16 protein-coding genes are annotated in these 18,630 nt (G+C 41.5%); 13 read left to right on the top strand and 3 right to left on the bottom strand.

Going from position 1 to position 18,630, the window contains the following annotated elements; translation table 11 throughout:
• The first annotated feature begins 258 nt into the window (after positions 1-258).
• The 12 genes from topA to NLP_RS22310 all read left to right on the top strand — a co-directional run bounded on the left by topA (position 259) and on the right by NLP_RS22310 (position 14,102).
• Positions 259-2,910, top strand: coding sequence for a type I DNA topoisomerase (topA, locus tag NLP_RS22360; protein ID WP_104908284.1), 2,652 nt, complete (start codon positions 259-261; stop codon positions 2,908-2,910).
• A 606-nt stretch (positions 2,911-3,516) separates the two neighbouring features.
• Positions 3,517-3,657: a hypothetical protein gene (locus tag NLP_RS34290; protein ID WP_012410890.1), complete on the top strand. Its 141-nt coding sequence runs from the start codon at positions 3,517-3,519 to the stop codon at positions 3,655-3,657.
• A gap of 7 nt (positions 3,658-3,664) precedes the next feature.
• On the top strand, positions 3,665-4,129 hold the full coding sequence (gene aroQ / locus NLP_RS22355; protein WP_199784669.1) for a type II 3-dehydroquinate dehydratase: 465 nt from the start codon (positions 3,665-3,667) through the stop codon (positions 4,127-4,129).
• Between the two features lie 86 nt (positions 4,130-4,215).
• Positions 4,216-5,160 (top strand): ADP-ribosylglycohydrolase family protein, encoded by a 945-nt coding sequence (locus tag NLP_RS22350; RefSeq protein ID WP_104908283.1) that lies wholly within the window; start codon positions 4,216-4,218, stop codon positions 5,158-5,160.
• A gap of 235 nt (positions 5,161-5,395) precedes the next feature.
• Positions 5,396-8,116, top strand: a complete 2,721-nt coding sequence (locus NLP_RS22345; RefSeq protein WP_199784876.1) for an HD family phosphohydrolase — start codon at positions 5,396-5,398, stop codon at positions 8,114-8,116.
• Between the two features lie 99 nt (positions 8,117-8,215).
• Positions 8,216-8,638: a putative toxin-antitoxin system toxin component, PIN family gene (locus NLP_RS22340; protein WP_104908282.1), complete on the top strand. Its 423-nt coding sequence runs from the start codon at positions 8,216-8,218 to the stop codon at positions 8,636-8,638.
• Between the two features lie 6 nt (positions 8,639-8,644).
• Positions 8,645-8,863, top strand: coding sequence for a toxin-antitoxin system HicB family antitoxin (locus NLP_RS22335; RefSeq protein ID WP_104908281.1), 219 nt, complete (start codon positions 8,645-8,647; stop codon positions 8,861-8,863).
• Between the two features lie 302 nt (positions 8,864-9,165).
• Positions 9,166-9,984, top strand: coding sequence for a ParB/RepB/Spo0J family partition protein (locus tag NLP_RS22330; protein WP_104908280.1), 819 nt, complete (start codon positions 9,166-9,168; stop codon positions 9,982-9,984).
• 12 nt (positions 9,985-9,996) lie between these two features.
• Positions 9,997-10,710, top strand: a complete 714-nt coding sequence (locus NLP_RS22325; protein WP_104908279.1) for a hypothetical protein — start codon at positions 9,997-9,999, stop codon at positions 10,708-10,710.
• Positions 10,703-12,991, top strand: a complete 2,289-nt coding sequence (locus tag NLP_RS22320; protein ID WP_104908278.1) for a hypothetical protein — start codon at positions 10,703-10,705, stop codon at positions 12,989-12,991. Before NLP_RS22325 ends, NLP_RS22320 begins: the two co-directional genes overlap by 8 nt.
• Positions 12,992-13,147: 156 nt before the next feature.
• Positions 13,148-13,651, top strand: a complete 504-nt coding sequence (locus NLP_RS22315) for a hypothetical protein (RefSeq protein WP_104908277.1) — start codon at positions 13,148-13,150, stop codon at positions 13,649-13,651.
• A gap of 64 nt (positions 13,652-13,715) precedes the next feature.
• Complete coding sequence (locus NLP_RS22310; RefSeq protein WP_234017026.1) at positions 13,716-14,102, top strand: cytochrome P450; 387 nt, start codon at positions 13,716-13,718, stop codon at positions 14,100-14,102.
• Positions 14,103-14,134: 32 nt separating this feature from the next.
• Here NLP_RS22310 and NLP_RS22305 read toward each other — a convergent pair whose 3' ends face one another.
• From NLP_RS22305 to NLP_RS22295, 3 genes are all read right to left on the bottom strand, one after another.
• Complete coding sequence (locus tag NLP_RS22305) at positions 14,135-15,370, bottom strand: DUF445 domain-containing protein (RefSeq protein WP_104908276.1); 1,236 nt, start codon at positions 15,368-15,370, stop codon at positions 14,135-14,137.
• Positions 15,371-15,484: 114 nt separating this feature from the next.
• Positions 15,485-16,180 (bottom strand): bifunctional demethylmenaquinone methyltransferase/2-methoxy-6-polyprenyl-1,4-benzoquinol methylase UbiE, encoded by a 696-nt coding sequence (gene ubiE / locus NLP_RS22300; RefSeq protein ID WP_104908275.1) that lies wholly within the window; start codon positions 16,178-16,180, stop codon positions 15,485-15,487.
• Positions 16,181-16,264: 84 nt separating this feature from the next.
• Positions 16,265-17,218 (bottom strand): response regulator, encoded by a 954-nt coding sequence (locus NLP_RS22295; protein WP_104908274.1) that lies wholly within the window; start codon positions 17,216-17,218, stop codon positions 16,265-16,267.
• A 305-nt stretch (positions 17,219-17,523) separates the two neighbouring features.
• Here NLP_RS22295 and NLP_RS22290 point away from each other — a divergent pair, with 305 nt between their 5' ends.
• Entirely contained in the window at positions 17,524-18,612 is a 1,089-nt protein-coding gene (locus NLP_RS22290) for a RuBisCO accumulation factor 1 (RefSeq protein ID WP_104908273.1), read from the top strand.
• The last annotated feature ends 18 nt before the right edge of the window (positions 18,613-18,630 follow it).

Raw genomic sequence — 18,630 nt, 5'->3', positions numbered from 1 at the left:
GTATTTTGAAAACTGTAGTCGCCAATTATGCGTTAGATAAGTTAAAGATTGAAATAGCTGGAAATTCACACCCAGCGTTTCCCTCCCCTATCCTCTGAGAAAGACTGGGCCCTAAGTTCAGCGCATTTTCTCCCAAGCAGGCAGTTTATGTGAGGATTAAATCACCGCCCTAAGCGTGACCATTTATCTTGACAATTTGCAAAAGTTACCTCAATTTGACTGTTTAGCTTAGTAGCTCTTCTTTTTATTGAAATTTCCATGTCAACTCTCGTCATCGTCGAATCTCCAACCAAAGCTCGTACCATTCGCAACTACCTGCCATCAGGCTATCGGGTGGAGGCGTCTATGGGTCATGTGCGTGACCTACCCCAATCGGCTAGTGAAATTCCCGCTGCCGTCAAGGGGGAAACATGGGCGCAGCTAGGGGTAAATGTGGACGCCGACTTTGAACCGGTATATGTTGTCCCGAAAGACAAAAAGAAAATTGTTACCCAGCTCAAAGATGCCCTCAAGGATGTAGATGAACTGATTCTGGCAACGGACGAAGACCGGGAAGGTGAAAGCATTAGTTGGCATTTATACCAACTACTGAAGCCGAAAGTTCCGACTAAGCGGATGGTGTTTCACGAAATAACCCAAGAGGCGATTAAAAAAGCTCTGAAAAACTGCCGCAATATTGATGAGCAGTTGGTTCGTGCCCAAGAAACCCGACGGATTTTAGATCGACTGGTGGGCTATACCCTGTCTCCCCTGCTATGGAAAAAAATCGCCTGGGGATTATCTGCTGGGCGAGTGCAATCTGTAGCTGTGCGGCTTTTAGTCACTAGGGAACGCCAACGCCGCGCCTTCCATGAGGGTACGTACTGGGATTTGAAAGCTAGTTTATCAAAGGAAAAAACCCCCTTTGGTGCCCAATTAGTAACATTGGGAGGAACCAAAATCGCTAATGGTAGTGATTTTGACGCCACAACCGGACAAATTACCGCAGGTCGCAATGTCTTGTTGCTCAACGAAGAACAAGCGGTAGCGCTCAAGGAACGCCTAACTGGAAAAACCTGGAATGTTAACGACATCGAAGAACGCCCAGTGACGCGCAAACCGTCGCCACCGTTCACCACCTCGACGTTGCAACAAGAATCTAACCGGAAACTGCGCCTCTCAGCCCGTGACACCATGCGCGTTGCCCAGAATTTGTACGAGCAGGGGTATATTACCTATATGCGGACAGATTCGGTACATTTGTCAGATCAAGCGATCGCAGCTGCTCGGAGTTGTGTAGAAAAGCTTTACGGTCAACAATACCTCAGTCCCCAACCCCGGCAATACACCACCAAATCCAAAGGCGCACAAGAGGCGCACGAAGCAATTCGTCCAGCAGGTAGCAGCTTCCGTACTCCCCAAGAAACTGGTTTGGGTGGTCGGGAACTTGCTGTCTACGATTTGATTTGGAAGCGGACTGTCGCCTGTCAAATGGCTGATTCCCGCCAAACTCAAATTACCGTGCAATTGCAAGTCGAGGACGCTGGATTTCGTTCTTCTGGCAAACGGATTGACTTTCCAGGATACTTACGTGCATACGTTGAAGGCTCAGACGACCCGGAAGCAGCACTGGAAGACCAGGAAGTAATTTTGCCGAATCTAAAAGTGGGAGATCGTCCAAATTGTACAGAGCTAGAAGCCGTTGGGCACGAAACTCAACCGCCAGCTAGGTACACCGAAGCTTCTTTAGTGAAAACCTTAGAAAGCGAAGGTATCGGTCGTCCCAGTACATACGCCAGCATCATTGGCACAATCATCGACAAGGGTTATGCCCATTTGGTGACTAACGCTCTCATTCCCACCTTCACTGCTTTTGCCGTCACCGACTTGCTGGAGAAACATTTCCCGGACATCGTCGATCCTAGTTTCACCTCGAAGATGGAGCAAACTCTCGATGACATTGCCACAGGTGAAGCGAAATGGCTACCCTACTTGCAGCAATTTTATTTAGGAGAAAAAGGACTGGAAACGCTGGTAAAAGAGCAGGAAAGTCAAATTGATGCCACCAAAGCTAGGACTGTAGAACTGGAAAATCTAGATGCCAAAGTCCGCATTGGTAAATATGGCCCTTATATTGAAGTCGAAAATGGTGAGGGAGTTATCACCGCCTCAATTCCCAAAGACCTGACACCAGCTGACCTCGACCCCAAACAGGTGGAAGTATTGCTGCGGCAAAAAATTACAGGACCTGATCAAGTAGGTCGCCATCCCGAAACTGGCGAACCAATTTATGTGAAAATTGGTGCTTACGGGCCTTATGTCCAATTGGGTGACAAAACCGAAGAAAATCCCAAACCGAAACAAGCCTCCCTACTCAAAGGTGTCACCCCAGAAACCGTTACCCTGGAAATGGCTGTTGGTCTGTTGGCACTACCCCGGACGTTAGGGGTTCATCCAGTTACTGGCGGCAAAATTCAAGCAAGTTTGGGACGCTTTGGCCCTTATGTGGTTCATGACCAGGGTAAGGAGGGGAAAGACTACCGCTCCCTGAAAGCTGCTGACAATGTGTTGACAATTAGCTTAGAACGTGCATTGGAATTGTTATCAGAACCAAAAAAGGGACGCAGTTCCACCAACAGCAAGTCTAAAGCAGCCTTACGCGAATTGGGTACGCATCCAGAGGACGGGGAAACAATTAACATCTACGATGGCCCCTATGGTCCTTACATCAAGTATGGCAAAACTAATGTAAGTATCCCAGAAGGTCAAACGGTAGAAGATGTAACCCTGGCGGCGGCGCTGAACTTGTTGGCAGCTAAGACATCGACCGGGAAATCGACTCGCAAAACGAGTAAATCAACGAGTTCCAAATCTAAGTCAACTGCTAAATCATCAACAACCGCTGCAAAGAAAAAGGTCACAGAAGGCTAGTACCGCTGCGCAAAAGTCAAAAGTCAAAAGAATTGTATTCCGGGCTTTTCCTTCATTTGGAATGGTATGTTTATTTCCGCCGCGATGTACTAAGTAAGTAAGTCAAATTAAATATAAAACCCACCCTGCCTCCGGCTTCCCTCTCCTTGCTAAGGAGAGGGATTGAGGGTGAGGTTTGATCTTATGTTTAATTACGCCTACCTACTTAGTGACAAGTCAGCTAATTTTGGATTTTAGATTTACGCTAGCGTTAGCGACGAAGGAGCGTCTTTTAGATTTATTTCGCCCATAATGGACGAGGTATGAACCCTAAAATTCTCTTAATCCAAAATCTAAAATCTAAAATTCCTACTCAATAGTCTATCTAAAGTGCGATTTTTAACTCTTGACCCTTGATATCCATCCTTGATAGGATACAGTTCAGTAGGTTCAAGTGTGATACTCTAAAAAGTAAGGGAAAACACAACGCTAAATTTTAGAAGTGGCTTATGTCCCAAATGCGGGATTGTGTATCAGCCCGATTGGAAGCCAGAGGTGCGAAAGTATGTTATTTTCTGCGTACCTGTTAATCAAAAATTGAGGTAGTATCTCAGGAGCGGTCAGTTCATGGACTATATAGAAAAGGTGCTGGAAAAGCTTAAGGAATTAGCTCGTAGGCTAATCGAAAGCCTATTAGGGCCAGAGGCTGAACCGGAACCGGAACTGATTCCGATTCCTGTGAACGATCGCTCGCGCCGTCGCCACTAACCCCACAGTGGTAAATTCGGCGTTTCAGCCCTTAAGTATTCTGGCACTGCATGGGCCAAACTTAAATTTGCTAGGACAGCGAGAACCAGGAATTTATGGTTCCTTGACACTAGCTGAAATTAACCGCCTGTTAGAAGAAGAAGCATTCAAATTACAGGCGAAAGTTTTTCCTTTGCAGTCAAATCATGAAGGAATTTTGGTAGATACTATTCATGGTGCGTTAGGGCAACATCAGGGAATTCTGATTAATGCAGGAGCGTACACCCACACAAGTGTGGCCTTGCGAGATGCGATCGCTGCTGTTAATTTGCCCACAGTGGAAGTACATCTGAGTAATATTTACCGCCGGGAAGAATTTCGCCATCATTCGTACATCGCCCCAGTTGCGATCGGGCAAATAAGTGGTTTTGGCGTTCAAAGTTACTTATTGGGCTTACAAGCTTTGATAGAGCATTTAAGAGTTAAGAGTTAGAAGTTAAAAATTGGTAGTTGGTAGTAAAGTTAGGAATTAGTAATATTTCATTAACTCCTCACTGTTGACTTTTAACTACATAATTTATGCGTTACTCTCCTATAAGTCGGTTTAAAGGAACTTTACTCGGAGCATTACTGGGGGGGAGTTTAGCTTCTGATGGTAAAGTACAGTTTGAGAGTTACCTAGATTTAGGGAGAATGGCGGTTCTGGGTATCCAGAGTTTGATTGCCTTGGGTAGATTAGATTTAGATGATTGGATAGAGCGTCAGCAAGAAGAATCTCCTCATTTAATAGCAACTGATCACATCTCGATAAAAGTAATTATTGCCACATTACCTGTAGCACTCTTTTTTCACGAAAATCCAATTAAGCTCCGACAAAACTTGCTGCGTGTGCTGAAAATCTGGGAAGATGACCCAGTAGTCAGGGATGGAACACTAGCAGTAGGATATGCGATCGCTCTTGCCCTAACTGAAAAACTCAACCCTCTAACTCTTATCCCACAAACAATTTCTTTTATCGGAGAAACACCGACATCAATACCAAAAAAATTATTAAGAGTCCAGAATTTATTAGAGCAAGGGGCTGGATTATCAACGACACAAGCTGAGTTTGCTAAGGAAGAAAAACTCAGTAACACTATTGCTATGGCATTCTACTGCTTTTTGAGTACTTTAGAGGACTTTCGCCTTACAGTTTTGCAGGCTACTCACAATGGCAATTCTCAAGTGCAAGATGCTACGCCTCTAAGATCGCAGGCTACAGGTGCAATTACTGGTGCTTTATCGGGAGCATATAACGGTACAGGCGGAATTCCTGTCAATTGGCAAGTCCTGCTCTTGCAGAGGAATTCTTCAGCATGGGGACTAACTAGCTTTTCCCAAATGTTAGAATTGACCGATGCATTTGTAGCGGTATGGTCAGGAGTGTATAATCTTACCTTAGATTCATGGGAGTTAACAGAGGAGGGATGTGAGGTGGCTCCGCTTTCAGTTTACGCAGCTCCTCGCGTTATTCGATCGCGTTAATCTTAATTAATCAGATAAGGGGTTAAAGGTAGGCAAACTTCCGCAACAGTGTATTAATCTCATATACTAAATAAAATTTTTCCGCAAACCCTTGGACTGATTCTGTAGCTAGCTATTGTGGCAAATCAGTAACATAAAAAGCCTCCGCCACCGAGTTGCAGCAGCCGCAGATTAAACTTTCCTGATGATTGTCTTTTTTTTGAGCTATCAAAGTTGGCAATTGCAGGCAGAGATAATGAAAATGCATAAATTTTTGCAGTTCTTGAACCAGCAATTGACTCACTGGCGGCGACAGTACAAAACACTACGCCGAAAGGGAAAGTTAATGAGAAGTCCCAAAGGTAAAATCCATAGAAGGGAACTTCTAAGGACTATGCTCAAGAATGTATTCCTGTTTTTATCAAAAACTAATGAGAAAAGCAAACGCCAAAAACAAGAAAGAGCGCTAAGGTCAAAGGCAAAATCGGTTAAAACTAAGAGTAGCATTTATGCAGTCCCTTTAGATTGGGCATATAAACAGCGTTACTCGGTGATTTTGGCGATCGCTGTAGTATCTCTCACAGGTATTACTGGGCATAAATTATACAATCAGACTCAACTCCAAGTCGGACATCCCGCGCCCCAAACGATTACAGCGCCTTACACAGCTAGCATCGAAGATCAGAAAAAAACAGAAGCCGAGCGCAAAGCCGTCAGTCAAAGCTCCTTACAAGTGTTGATGCTTGATGCGCAAATGAACCAGCAAATTAACGAAAATTTGCAACAACTTCTAGATGATGGCAATGAAATTCGCGCCGTTGCTGGAGCTTTTCCTTTTTTTGATCCTGTCGTTTTATCCATCTCTACCCAACGTTACCTGCGCTCTTGTCCTGATTTAGAATGGCAAGCACTACTAGCAGCTGTAGAAAATAATAAAAATCAGCCGAAGAAAGCAATAAGACAAACTACCGCTTCATCCCCTCCATCATCCATCGCTGCACCCAATCAGAAACGCCAGCCGCATACAATACCACCCAAATCTGATTCCCAGAGTCCAGAAAAGACAGAACCAGTTGATTTTTCTCAAAATACTGACTTTACTCAAGCAGAAGCAGAACTAGAATCTTTCCATTTCAAAACTTCTGAGAAAAGCTTGTCCTTGCTGATTGCCCAAATTTCCCAAACACGTCAAAGATATACCCAAGCTACTACTAAGCTTTTACAGTTAGAGACTGTTAGCCCAGCAGCAGTATATGAAGAATCTCTCCTTTTGGATTTATCAGATGTGGAATGGGAAAAAACACAAATAGGAATCCATCAAAGTATAGAGAGGATTCTCACCCAAGGCATTCCACAGGGACTGCCAAAAAACATCTTACAAGATGCGGTGAGTTTACAATTACAGACCTTTGTACCAGAATCCGCTGAAACATTGGCAAAGAATCTGTTGTTAGCTGTACTCAAGCCGAATCTGCAAAAAGATGAAGAACAAACCAGACAAAACGCTCAAAAGGCTGCGGCTGATGTGCCACGTGCGATGGTGAAGGTACGGCATGGTGAGGTGATTGTCAAAAAAGGAGAGCAGATTACTGCATGGAACTTTGAGGTACTGGAGCATTATCACCTGATTCGCCGGGAGATAAAGTGGCAGGAGTTGGTAAAGTTAGGAGGCATTATTGCGATCGCTATTGGCATTTTTGTCTGGGTAGAACGCCATATTGATTATGAATTGCGACAACGCGATCGCCTATTAGTGTTATTGCTAACTCTGAGTGTGCCAGGAGTAATCGTAATCGGATTGCCCTATACCACCTGGAGCGCCCTTGGTTTATTGTTGGGAAGCTTTTACGGCCCGACTTTGGGGTTGACAGTTGTCGGCCTGCTGTGGCCGATATTAGGCATTAGCTTGGATATGAGCAAGGCTGCGCTTTTAGCTGGTGTAGGAGGAGGAATATTAGGTAGTTACATTGCCCAACGATTGCGATCGCGTGAAGAGTTGGCATTACTAGGCGTTGCGATCGCCTTAACTCAGGGTGGCATTTACCTTCTAGTTAAAATCTTAATTGGTCAAGTATTTGGTTCAACCTGGTATATTGTCTTGCAAGAAGCGGGATTATTTGCTTTATCCGGCTTAGGCTGGAGTGTTATCGCCTTGGGTTTGAGTCCTTATCTAGAAAAAGTTTTTGATTTAGTTACCCCAATTCGCCTAGCAGAACTGGCGAACCCTAACCGCCCTTTATTAAAACGACTCGCTACTGAAACTCCGGGAACTTTTCAACATACGCTGCTTGTAGCCACTCTTGCTGAAGCTGCTGCCAAAAAATTAGGATGCAATGTTGAACTAGTCAGGGCTGGAACATTATATCACGATATTGGCAAAATGCACGACCCTCTTGGCTTTATTGAAAATCAAATGGGCGGGCCGAATAAACACGATACAGAGATTAAAGATCCTTGGAAGAGTGCAGAAATTATCAAAAAGCACGTAACTGAAGGGTTGGTAATGGCGCGTAAACACCTTTTACCTACGGCGATTCAAGCTTTTATTCCAGAACATCAGGGAACGATGCTGATTGCTTATTTCCATCACCAAGCCCAGCAAATGGCTCACTCAGATCCAAGTTTAACTGTAGACGACGCAGATTTTCGCTACGATGGGCCAATTCCCCAATCACGAGAAACCGGAATTGTCATGTTAGCAGATTCCTGTGAAGCAGCGCTGCGATCGCTGCAAGTATCAGCTAAATCTGTGGGAGAGAAGCGATCGCTTAAAGATGTTTCCAGCGAACAAGCTTTAACAATGCTAAATAATATTCTACGTGCCAAATGGCAAGACAATCAACTCGTAGATTCAGGACTAAAACGGGAAGAAATGTCACAAATTGCCCAGATATTTGTGGATGTTTGGCAGCAATTTCATCACAAACGGATTGCTTATCCAAAGTTGAAGGCTAGTAGCACTGCGCGGAATTCGTAATGTGATGTCTAAGACGGGCTACGCATATCTGTTGATAATCTTGTTAAGAGGTTTTTTTGACTGGGGCAGTAGTGATAGCATATATGCTACCATGTAAACATGGCGATTAAAATTGTAGTTGATACCAGCGTTTTTATTAGTGCGCTTATTAGCTCTAAGGGTTCGAGTAGAGAACTCATTCGACGCTGCTTGAAAGGCGAATATCAGCCTTTGATGGGAAACGCTTTATTTACTGAGTATGAGTCAGTTATTGGGCGAGAAGAAATTATCGCCAAATGCCCTTTAACAAGTGTAGAAATTTCTGCTTTACTCGCATCATTTATGAGCGTAAGTCAATGGATTTATATTTACTACTTATGGCGGCCTAATTTAAAAGATGAAGCTGACAACCACTTAATTGAATTAGCGGTTGCTGGTAATGCTCAAATTATTGCCACTCATAATATTAAAGATTTCCAAAATGCTGAATTGTTATTTCCTAACTTATCAATCTTAAAACCCGAAGAAATTATTAGGAGTTAAACAAAAATGGCGACTTTAACTATTCGTTTACCAGACGAAAAACACAACAGATTAAAAGAACTTGCTCAAGCTAAAGGCATAAGTGTAAATAAGCTGATTGAAGAACTTTCCACCATAGCTTTAGCAGAATTTGATGCCAATACCAGATTTAAAGCAATGGCTGTAACTGGGAATCCAGAAGAAGGTTTAAGAATACTGGCTAAACTTGATGCTCTGACGGCATAGAAATAAGAGAGCTTATAGCGGGATGATACAAGCACCCAGTTGAGGCGATTATGGGTGCGATGTCTACGACGGTCTACGCCTACGCTTACCTGCTGATAACCAACATCAGAATTAAAAAAGTACAAGTTTTTAATTCAATTATTTAACGTCAGTTCGGGTTCAGGAGGTTTATTCAATGTTAACTGGCTGAAACGGTGCAAGCACGTTGACAGATCCCAGAATCAAGCAACAGTGTAATGAGGGTTTCAGCTTATCCCGATATCAGGTTATTTAAATATAAAACGGTTAATGATGAGGTATAGATGACAATTACTGAGAATAGTGTCGTTAAAGAAATTCCACTTGACCAAATTGACATCGGACTATCTCAAGTTCGTACCAGCGATATTGACCAAGGTATTCAAGAATTAGCAGCCAGTATTGAAAAAATAGGACTCCTTGAGCCAATTGTTGTTTCTCCAAAAGCGGAAGAACGATATGAAGTAGTCACAGGTCAGAGGCGTTTTCTAGCACATCAGTATTTAGGACATGAAACTATACGTGCCACAATCCTTGCTGAACCAGTAGAACCAGAAATTGCAAAAGCGATTTCTCTAACTGAGAATATGGTTCGACAAAATTTGTCAACCAAAGACTACATTGATGCTTGCACAGAGTTATACAGAAAATATGGGTCTATTAAAAAGATTTCAGACACATTAGGACTTCCCTATTATAAGGTAAGTCAGTATGTTAAGTATGAGCAACTGATTGAACCATTAAAAGAAAAAGTTGAAAGCGGTTTAAAACTTGATGTCGCACTTCGGGCGCAAAAAGCAGCAACAGACTCTTCTAGTAAAGAAGTTAACAAGGAAGCTGCTATTATTTATGCCGAAGAAATGCAAAAAATGAGTGGTCTTCAACAACGACAAATTGAAAAAGTTGCGATTCAAGAGCCAAGCGTTCCTCCAAAAGAAGTTATACAAAGGAGTAGGCGGCAGCAGCAAATGAATCTCAGAGTAGTAGTTGGTGACAAACTATATGATGCTTTAAATCAATTTACACAAGATGAGGAGATTGACCAAAATAATGCGGTTATAACTCTCCTTGAAGCAGCGCTTTCTGAACGGGGTTATCTCTAAGTTAAAAAACTTATGTTAGACTCACTTTCGTCTGGGGAACGGCGAGATTTAATTCTCTCTATTGGAACGCATAAGAAAAATCGTAGGCTCTCTCCGATACAAGTTGCTCAATTATTAAATCGCTTGTATCAAATTCAGGGAATTTCCCTCAATCAAATCGCCCAAGAACTTGAATTAAAAGACTCCTCTATTTTGCGTAGGTTCCTTTTGCTATTATCGCTCCCACCTGAAATACAACCTCTTGTCAATTGGGGAACATCACCAGGTTATCTGTCTTTTTCCGTAGCATCTGAAATTTCGAGGGTTAAAGAGTCTGAAAATATTAACCTTTTGGCTAAAGATGCGCTTGAGAATCAGAGGAGCAAAGAAGAAGTTCGTGCGATTCTTCAATGCAACCTGCGGGGGGGAGGAAGCTTAACTGACTGCATAGAAACAATTGACTCGACTCGACCCAAGGTTATTCACCATTATGTTTTCTTGGGCAAACTTCCAACTCTAAATAATGGAAGTCAACGGGAAGAACAGTATAGTTTTGAGCTTCAAGCTATGTTATCTGAACTAGTACATGAGGAAAACGTTCTTTCTGCTGCTATCAAAAATGGGCGTTTTAGCTTTACATTAACCGAATCAGCTATTAAAAATCCTAAAGTTGCTCCCCATCTTACACCTCAGAATGTTGAAGCTTTTGTCGCCAATTTACTGAGAAAAAGGAGCAACAATGAATAATGTTCAAGGTGCAGCTACTGTTCGCAAAGATGGATGTATTCTTATTGGTCAGACTGTGACTTGTGATGGATTTGCTCCAGAGCGTTATATTCGGATACAGACTAATATCAATCGCCTGAATGATTTCAGTACCAGTAAAGGACAGCAAAAAAAGATTGTCTTAAGTCAAGAAACTTATGAAGAATTATTAGCAAAATCTCCAGATATAAAATTTAGACGTGGACAATTTGAAGTTCTTCCAACAGATGGAATCTGGCACACAATAGACAAGACTCAAATATGTTTCTTTCCATCGGGTTATCGGCTCGGTTCAGTAATGCCACTAGTTCGTACTGAAAATGGCATTAATGTAATGTATTCATCGGATTTTTCTTGGTCTCCGAATTTATTAGAGCTTTCTTACCCTAAAGTAGATGTTTTGGTTGTAGATATAAAATCTGATAATCTTGACTCTAATAGTGCTAATTTTAACGAAGCAGTCTCACTAATACAAGCGGTACAGCCAGCTTTTGTTATCACTTACAGTTCGGAAGATGAAAATGCTAGGTTACTGACTGAATACATAGAAAATCAATTAGGAATCAAAGCAAGTTTTGAGGAACAGCCTGTAGGACTTGCTTGGGGAGGGACAGGCAGAACGACAACACCCAGTCAATATGATACTAGAACTACTTCTGTTAGCTCAACTTCCTTAAAACGGCTCATTGTTGTTGTTCCTTCTGAAAATCAAGATGCTCAAACTTGGAAGCCATTAGTTGAAGAACTTAAAAAAGAAACTATTTTAACTGAAAGTGAATGGCTGCTTTGGGATAAGCATAATCTTAATGATTGGAGTTTTCAGAGAGGCATCAGCTTATGCGGACAGCTAAAAGGCAAAATAGACGCAAAATGGCAAGATAAAGGCCCTTTTGACGAAGTTATCCTTATCGGGCATAGCTTAGGTGGTGTTCTCATTCGGCAGACTTACCTATTAGCATCTGGTATGTACTCCGATTATAATCGAAGTCCTTGGTATGAATACGTTAGGCGATTTGTTCTTTTCTCTTCACTCAATCGCGGTTTGAATCCTACTCAATCTTTAACTTGGAAAATGGCAATGGCCTTCGAGAAAGCTACATCTTTTTCCTTACGGAGATTGATGCCATTACAAGACTTTGTTAGAGGTTCTGCATTTATCACCAATTTAAGAATTGACTGGATTCGACATTTCTCAAAACCTTATTATCCAATAACTGTAGTTCAACTCCTGGGGACAAAAGATGGAAAGATAACTCGTGATGACAGTGTTGATTTAGAGCAGTTACCTGATGCTTTTCATATAGATGTTTCTGATGCCGAACACACGAATATTCACCTCATTGATCAAGCTGAAGATAGGCAAGAAAGATATAAGCTAATTAAGCAAGCAATTCTTAGCGAAAGATTCTTAGATGAAAATCAAAATTTAAAATCATCAATTGTTAAAAATAATGTGGTGTTTATTCTTCATGGAATTCGAGCTAGCAACAGTGGCTGGGTTGACCAAGTAAGAGATAAAATACTTCAAGAAGATCCAGATACAGAAGTTATCACCTCTTCCTACGGTTACTTTTCAGCGTTTAACTTTGTTTTTCCTGGTCTTCGTAAAATTAATATTGACTGGTTTCAAGATGAATATAGCTACTATTTTGCTAAGTATCCCAGCACTAATTTCCATTTCATTGGACATAGTAATGGTACCTATATTTTAGGGGAAAGTTTAAAGAGATTACCTGGAATGAAGTTCAAACGAGTTTACTTAGCTGGTAGTGTTTTACCACGAGAATATCCCTGGAAACAGATATTTGACAAGAAACAGGTAGAGAAGCTATGCAATGCCCGTAGCTCTTTTGATTGGCCAGTTGGAATTCTGTGTAGTGGTTTACGAGGAGTAGGAATGGTAGATATTGGAACTGGAGGATTTGATGGTTTTTTGATGGGAGATCAACGATTGCAAGAATTATATTATTTTAATGGAGATCATGGAAAACCTGTAGAGGAGAGTAATCATACCAATATTATTCAGTATATTTTTACAGGCATCATTTCTAAACCCGAAGGGCTGAAATCTGAAGCAGAAATATCTAAATTTCAATTTTTCTCAAGGATTTCACCTTTTGCTAATCGTTTGATTTGTATAGGCATTATAATAGTCAATTTTCTATTTATATTTTATAACTTTTCTGTGATAAAGTTAGCCATAATTTTAATCTACGATGTAGTAATTTTGTGGTTAATCAGAGTTTTATTAAGTGTAATATAATTCAAATCTCGCAAGTGTCAGTTTGGCTGGAACAATTTTTTCTATATAAAAGCCAAATGGCACTTATGGCTAATTCTTTACCATCAGATATGATGAATACGAGTTCATTGAGTAACTGGGGACAAGAGTATTCAAGGTGAATTTTTGGTTAACCTGATGGTTAACTATGACTATAACCACCAAAATGGTACTCATAAAGAACTATTTAAAATTACATCTTGTAATGTAAGCTCTTTTGAAGAAAAAGGATACTATGCCACAGTCAAACAAGAACTGACTAGAGCCAACAACACGCTAGGAGAAATTATCAAAAATCCTATTTTGGGAATATTCCCTAAAACGCTAGCTAACACACTCGAATACGCTTTTCCTTCAACGACAGCTTTGTTGGCTAAAACCGCTATTGGTGATATTGCTCAAATTCATATTCTCTACCCAGAAACGGAAAAAATAACTAAGACGTTTATTTTAATGTATGTCAAATTCGTCAATCCTTTGATGAAATTCCTGTTTAAGAATTCAGTTTTACAAGCAGCAGCTACAATTATTGAGCAAGATACAAGTGCTGTAGAAAGTTTGTATCCTCGACAAAAACCAAAAATTAGATTACCAAATGAAGAGATTATGTTCTACGCAGAAAAACTCTACCAGAATTGGTAATTTGGATTTGTAAAGCCTAACTTACAATTAAACTGTAGCTAATTACTGCTGGAGGTACTCAAATATGCGGCAGCTAAAATCAGCCGAGGAAATGCCTGGTAGTTATGGCTTGCCCATCTTGGGGGAGACTTTAGAAATATTTAGGGATTTAGAACTGTATCTATGGCGAAGATTCGAGCAGCATGGTTCAGTTTTTAAGACGAGCGTCATGGGATACAAACGTGCTTATTTAATTGGCCCTGACGCTAATCGGCTAGTGCTGGTAGAACAAGCTGAAAATATGTCGTCGCGGATCGGTTGGTATTTCCTAGAATCAACATTTGGCAACAATATTTTATTACAAGACGGGGAAGAACATCGCCTAACTCGTCGCTTAATGTATCCAGCATTTCACGGAAAAGCGATCGCTCAATTCTCCTCATTCCATAATGTGGACAAATTGCAACTATAATTTGACAAAAATTTACAGTTACAAACAAAAAATTAATATTGACTTAATATTAAAAATACCGTCTGCAATAACCCGATAACAAAACCCAAAACACCACCTAAAGTCACAATCGCCTGCAATTCATTTTTCACAATTCCCTCAATGGCAGCTTCTAAATCAGCCGCTGAAGTTGATTTTACACGGTCAACTATCACTTCATCTATCGACAAAATCGGAATAGCCTGTGCCACAATTGCTTCTAAATCTTTTTCCAAATACTTCTCTAAAATTAGAGCCAACTCTTGACTCATGACTTCTAAAGAAGTACTTACAACGGGTGAAGTACTAAGACGATTCAGCAGCACTACAGCAATATTTTGCCAATCAACAGAATCAGTTAATCCTTGTAAAAAATCGCTGCCACTATTTTGCAGGTAATGGCGGACACTTTCGCGGGTGGTTTTTCGTAGTTGACGCACTGTCCCTATTGGCAAGTTTTGTAATGATAAATTTTGCAGTAATTTCCGAATGCGATCGCGGATCTGCAAATCTTGAGTCAATTCCTGCAAGCGAGTATTAGCAGCCTCTTTTTCATCCAGACAAAAAGTTCGTAGGCGTGTAAGAGTATTACGTAAGCCAAACAAATTTGCTACTACCCAATAAGTCCCACTGGTTTTTTCGCGGAAACCTTCATCGATAATTTGAATGGTGCGATCGGTCAAAAAATCAACTATCGTTTGGCGGAGAAGATCCGGCGGTAAAACGACTTGCAACAACCAATCAGCAAGCCGCGTAGCTTGTTCTTCACTCAGTTGAAATTCCAGCAATATCTGGTCAAAAATTTGATTGATCTGCACTTCCAAAAAATCTTCACGCCGTGCTAAAACCTTAAGCAATCGTGGCAAGGACTCACCTAGTAAATCCCGCAAAATTCCCGCTACAATTTTGGCACTTTTCTCGTTTTTATCTGCTTTTATTTGTTCAATTGCCAACCGCAACAACCAGAGAATTGCTGATTGCACGCGTTCTGTTTGCAACAAACGCCGCGCCAGATTTTGCAATTCTTGTGGTGTCAATAGTGACCCCATGATTGTATTAGAAATGTTCTTAGCCAGACGTTCTTGATTGCGGGGGATCAATCCAGGGGTGAAGGGTACTCTTCGTCCAGCGATATAAATTGCTCGGTAAGGACGGAACAACATTTTGATAGCTATATCATTTGTGAAATAGCCAATAATTCCACCCAGTACCGGGGGAGACACATAAAGCCAAAGATGAGACCAGTCCAAGGGAAGAATTAAAAAAGTTAGGAGTTTAGAGTGAGGAGTTAAGAATGATAAATTTTAAACGAGAACTTATCAGTACTGATAATTCAGAATTTCTAACTTATAACTCCTAACTCCTCACTCATTTTTGCTGACTACCAGCACTCCCATCATACCGTTCGCAATGGGGTAGTGTGTGGCAACAGCAAAACCAACTTGATGAGCTAACTCTATTTGCTCTTTGCCAATAGGAAAGCGATCTAAGCTGGGACTGATGTAAGCATATTCTTCTTTTAAGCCTAAATAACTGGCAACTGGCACTACAAAACTGTCCAGATATAACTGCTGAAAGGCACGTAGCTGAGGATTACTTGGTCGATGAAAGTCTAAAATTGCGGCTTTAGCACCCGGCTTCAAAACCCGGTATAACTCTTGCAGACTGCGGGGAATATCTTTAACATTTCTTAAACCATAGCCCATTGTTGCGGCATCAAATTGGTTGTCGTCAAAGGGTAAATTGAGGACATCAGCTTCTACCCAGCTGATAGCAGGTTGGGGATACTGCCTTTGAGAGCGTTCTTTAGCGTTTTCTAGCAGGTTTGGGGAAAAATCTACACCGTATACCTGTCCTGTTGCTCCTATATGTCGTGCTAAACGTAAAGCTAAATCACCACTACCGCAACACAAATCTAATGCAGTATCTCCTGGTTTAGCTGAACTCCATTTTACTGCCATTTCCTTCCAGATTCGATGCTGTCCCAGACTCAACCAATCGTTCAACTGGTCATAAACTGGAGCAATACGGTTAAAAATGGACTGAATTTCGTTAGTCATTGGTCAATAAGTCATTGGTCATTGGTCATTAGTCATTTGTCATTTGCCAAGAATAAAGGACAAATGACAAAGGACAAATGACAACTACACAGTGGTTTGATAGCGACTACTAGTAAGAGCGATCGCCACCAGTTGTGCTGATAAATTAATTAGCACCAATTCATCTTCTCGCAAAGTGCAAGGTTGTTTCCACTGTAGCGACAATACACCCAAAAGTTGATTGCGGTAGCTAATTGGAATTACTAAATGTGCTTGCACACCCGTATTTGGGTAGTGAATCGTATCAACTAATTTAGTGTCTTTAAGTACATTTAAGGAAACTTGCATTTGTCCCGTGGCGATCGCTTCCCTGGTTAGTGGGTCTTGAGATAGCCAATTTTCTATTGTACCTGTATCGCTATAAGTTCCTTGAGTTGCAACCAGAATATTTCCATCTGTAAGTTGTAAAATACAGCCGTCTGCCCCAAAAGTTTCACTCACAGCCCTAGCAATGGGAGCAAGAGTTTCTTCTAAGCTAGAAGCGGCTTGAGTTACCTGCACCAAAACACTCAGCAGCGCCATTTGAGCATGAGCACGGCGTAATTCTTCTGTACGTTGCTTGAGCAAGTCGTAGGTTTCTGCTGCTCTTTGCACCACTGCCTTCAGTTCCCCTGGGTCCCAAGGCTTGGTGATATATTTATAGACTTGTCCGGCATTAATCGCTTCTACCAAGTCTTCTATATCAGTAAATCCAGTGAGAATTATTCTCACTGTATCGGGAAACTGAGGTACAGTCTTGCTGAGAAACTCAGTCCCTTTCATTTCTGGCATCCGTTGATCGGAGATAATCACCGCTACCTCACCTTCTGCTGCCAAAACTTGTAGGGCGTTCACCCCACTATCAGCTTTCAGAACATTAAAGTCGCGTCGAAATGTGCGATAAAGTAAATCGAGATTATCTGGCTCATCGTCAACTACCAGGATTTTCAGCTTTTTTGGTCGTTCGAGAGTCATAACTTGAGATTGGACTTTATCAATTTCGAGATTAGGTTTATCCATAAGATTTTCCTTTAAATATTCACTGTCTTGTTATATTCCATACCAAGTTTAGTTGAGAATAGCCGAAAATCGCCAAGGGTTTATACGGAGTTATTTTGCATATTTGAGAACGCTAATAGCGATCGCTACAGAGGAAATTTGTCTAAATATCTGAATTAAAAAATGTTGCGCTATAAAAACCAACTAAATTAGCGAAACTATAGCAGTTTTGATCGTGGATGAGGTGTAGGTCTGGGTATAGATTAGAATAAGACTTGCTCATGAGGTGTTAATTAGCCTCTCAAGTTGAAGCTCGCACTCCGATTATGACTGATTTACCACCCAACACTCAGAATCCCGAAGATAATACTACCAACGATGTAGCACAAGAGTTACTGCGAAGGCTGAGGCAAAAACAAGGCAACTGGGTGGAATGGGGAACCGCGATCGCCTCGTTGTTAAAAACCGGTTACAACCCTCAAGAAATTTTTGAGGCGACTGGATTTGAGCCGATTCAACAAAACCAGGTGGTTGTTGGTTCTCAAGTTTACAATTCTTTGGAAAAGTTTGGAGTATCGCAAGAAACGCAATCGCACTATGCCACACGCGGCAGCGATGTTTTATACGAGCTACGTTTACTTACTCAAGAAGAACGTGCCGCCGCCGCCGAACTGATCTTTGTCCACAAACTTGACACCGATGAGGTGAAGGAAGTGGCAAAAGCAATTAAAGAGTTCTCCTATTTCCGCACTTTGCCAGAAGGGTTTTCTGCTCATCCTGGGGATGCTGTTGCCTACCAAGTTTGGAAACTGGCACGCCAAAATGCAGATTTACAACAGCGATCGCGCCTAATCGCCAAAGGTTTGCGTTTTGCTCACACGCCAGGTGCAAGGCAAAAAATCGAACAGCTGCTGACTGATTTTACTACCGTTCCCCAGCGTCCAGCGCCAATTTTACCCTTCTACCGTCTGGAATTTGAGGAACAGTTACCCCGAATCTTGCCCGTAGTAGGCGAGTTGCCATTATCACGACAAGACTTGCAAGCTGTGCCCATACTGACAGAAATAGAACCATTTCGGATGGTCAAGTTTTCTGGAGAGCAAGCTTGGATACCCTTACCTGGTTGGCAAGTGCTATTGGCGGCAGAAGATCCAGTAGTGATTTTAGCGAATAGCGATCGCTTCCCCATCCAAACCCAAAACCAAATAGGCCCCGTCGTAGTTGTGGTAGATCGTGCCAAACGGAAATGGGATGCCTCTAGCTATTTTGTTGTTGAAAATGGTGGTGAATTAGAGTTTCAGTGGTTTGAAAATGAGACAGAAATTCCTCTACTAGGACAAATTATTATCATTGTGCGTCCTAAGAAAATTCTGGATGAAGAATTAACTAAGGATTCCTGGCAGATTGACGAATAAATTTAATTTTAGACAGAA

The organism is Nostoc sp. 'Lobaria pulmonaria (5183) cyanobiont' (assembly GCF_002949795.1).
In the GTDB taxonomy this organism is placed as follows: domain Bacteria; phylum Cyanobacteriota; class Cyanobacteriia; order Cyanobacteriales; family Nostocaceae; genus Nostoc.
This window is presented reverse-complemented; position numbering and strand designations above follow the sequence as displayed.

What these genes read in the sequence shown, in the direction of transcription:
- NLP_RS22315 (WP_104908277.1), top strand. Translation starts at nt 13,148, where the DNA reads ATGGTTAACTATGACTATAACCACCAAAATGGTACTCATAAAGAACTA.
- topA (WP_104908284.1), top strand. Translation starts at nt 259, where the DNA reads ATGTCAACTCTCGTCATCGTCGAATCTCCAACCAAAGCTCGTACCATT.
- NLP_RS22345 (WP_199784876.1), top strand. Translation starts at nt 5,396, where the DNA reads ATGAAAATGCATAAATTTTTGCAGTTCTTGAACCAGCAATTGACTCAC.
- NLP_RS22335 (WP_104908281.1), top strand. Translation starts at nt 8,645, where the DNA reads ATGGCGACTTTAACTATTCGTTTACCAGACGAAAAACACAACAGATTA.
- NLP_RS22295 (WP_104908274.1), bottom strand. Translation starts at nt 17,218, where the DNA reads ATGGATAAACCTAATCTCGAAATTGATAAAGTCCAATCTCAAGTTATG.
- NLP_RS22330 (WP_104908280.1), top strand. Translation starts at nt 9,166, where the DNA reads ATGACAATTACTGAGAATAGTGTCGTTAAAGAAATTCCACTTGACCAA.
- NLP_RS22320 (WP_104908278.1), top strand. Translation starts at nt 10,703, where the DNA reads ATGAATAATGTTCAAGGTGCAGCTACTGTTCGCAAAGATGGATGTATT.
- NLP_RS22350 (WP_104908283.1), top strand. Translation starts at nt 4,216, where the DNA reads ATGCGTTACTCTCCTATAAGTCGGTTTAAAGGAACTTTACTCGGAGCA.
- NLP_RS22325 (WP_104908279.1), top strand. Translation starts at nt 9,997, where the DNA reads ATGTTAGACTCACTTTCGTCTGGGGAACGGCGAGATTTAATTCTCTCT.
- NLP_RS34290 (WP_012410890.1), top strand. Translation starts at nt 3,517, where the DNA reads ATGGACTATATAGAAAAGGTGCTGGAAAAGCTTAAGGAATTAGCTCGT.
- NLP_RS22290 (WP_104908273.1), top strand. Translation starts at nt 17,524, where the DNA reads ATGACTGATTTACCACCCAACACTCAGAATCCCGAAGATAATACTACC.
- NLP_RS22310 (WP_234017026.1), top strand. Translation starts at nt 13,716, where the DNA reads ATGCGGCAGCTAAAATCAGCCGAGGAAATGCCTGGTAGTTATGGCTTG.
- ubiE (WP_104908275.1), bottom strand. Translation starts at nt 16,180, where the DNA reads ATGACTAACGAAATTCAGTCCATTTTTAACCGTATTGCTCCAGTTTAT.
- NLP_RS22340 (WP_104908282.1), top strand. Translation starts at nt 8,216, where the DNA reads ATGGCGATTAAAATTGTAGTTGATACCAGCGTTTTTATTAGTGCGCTT.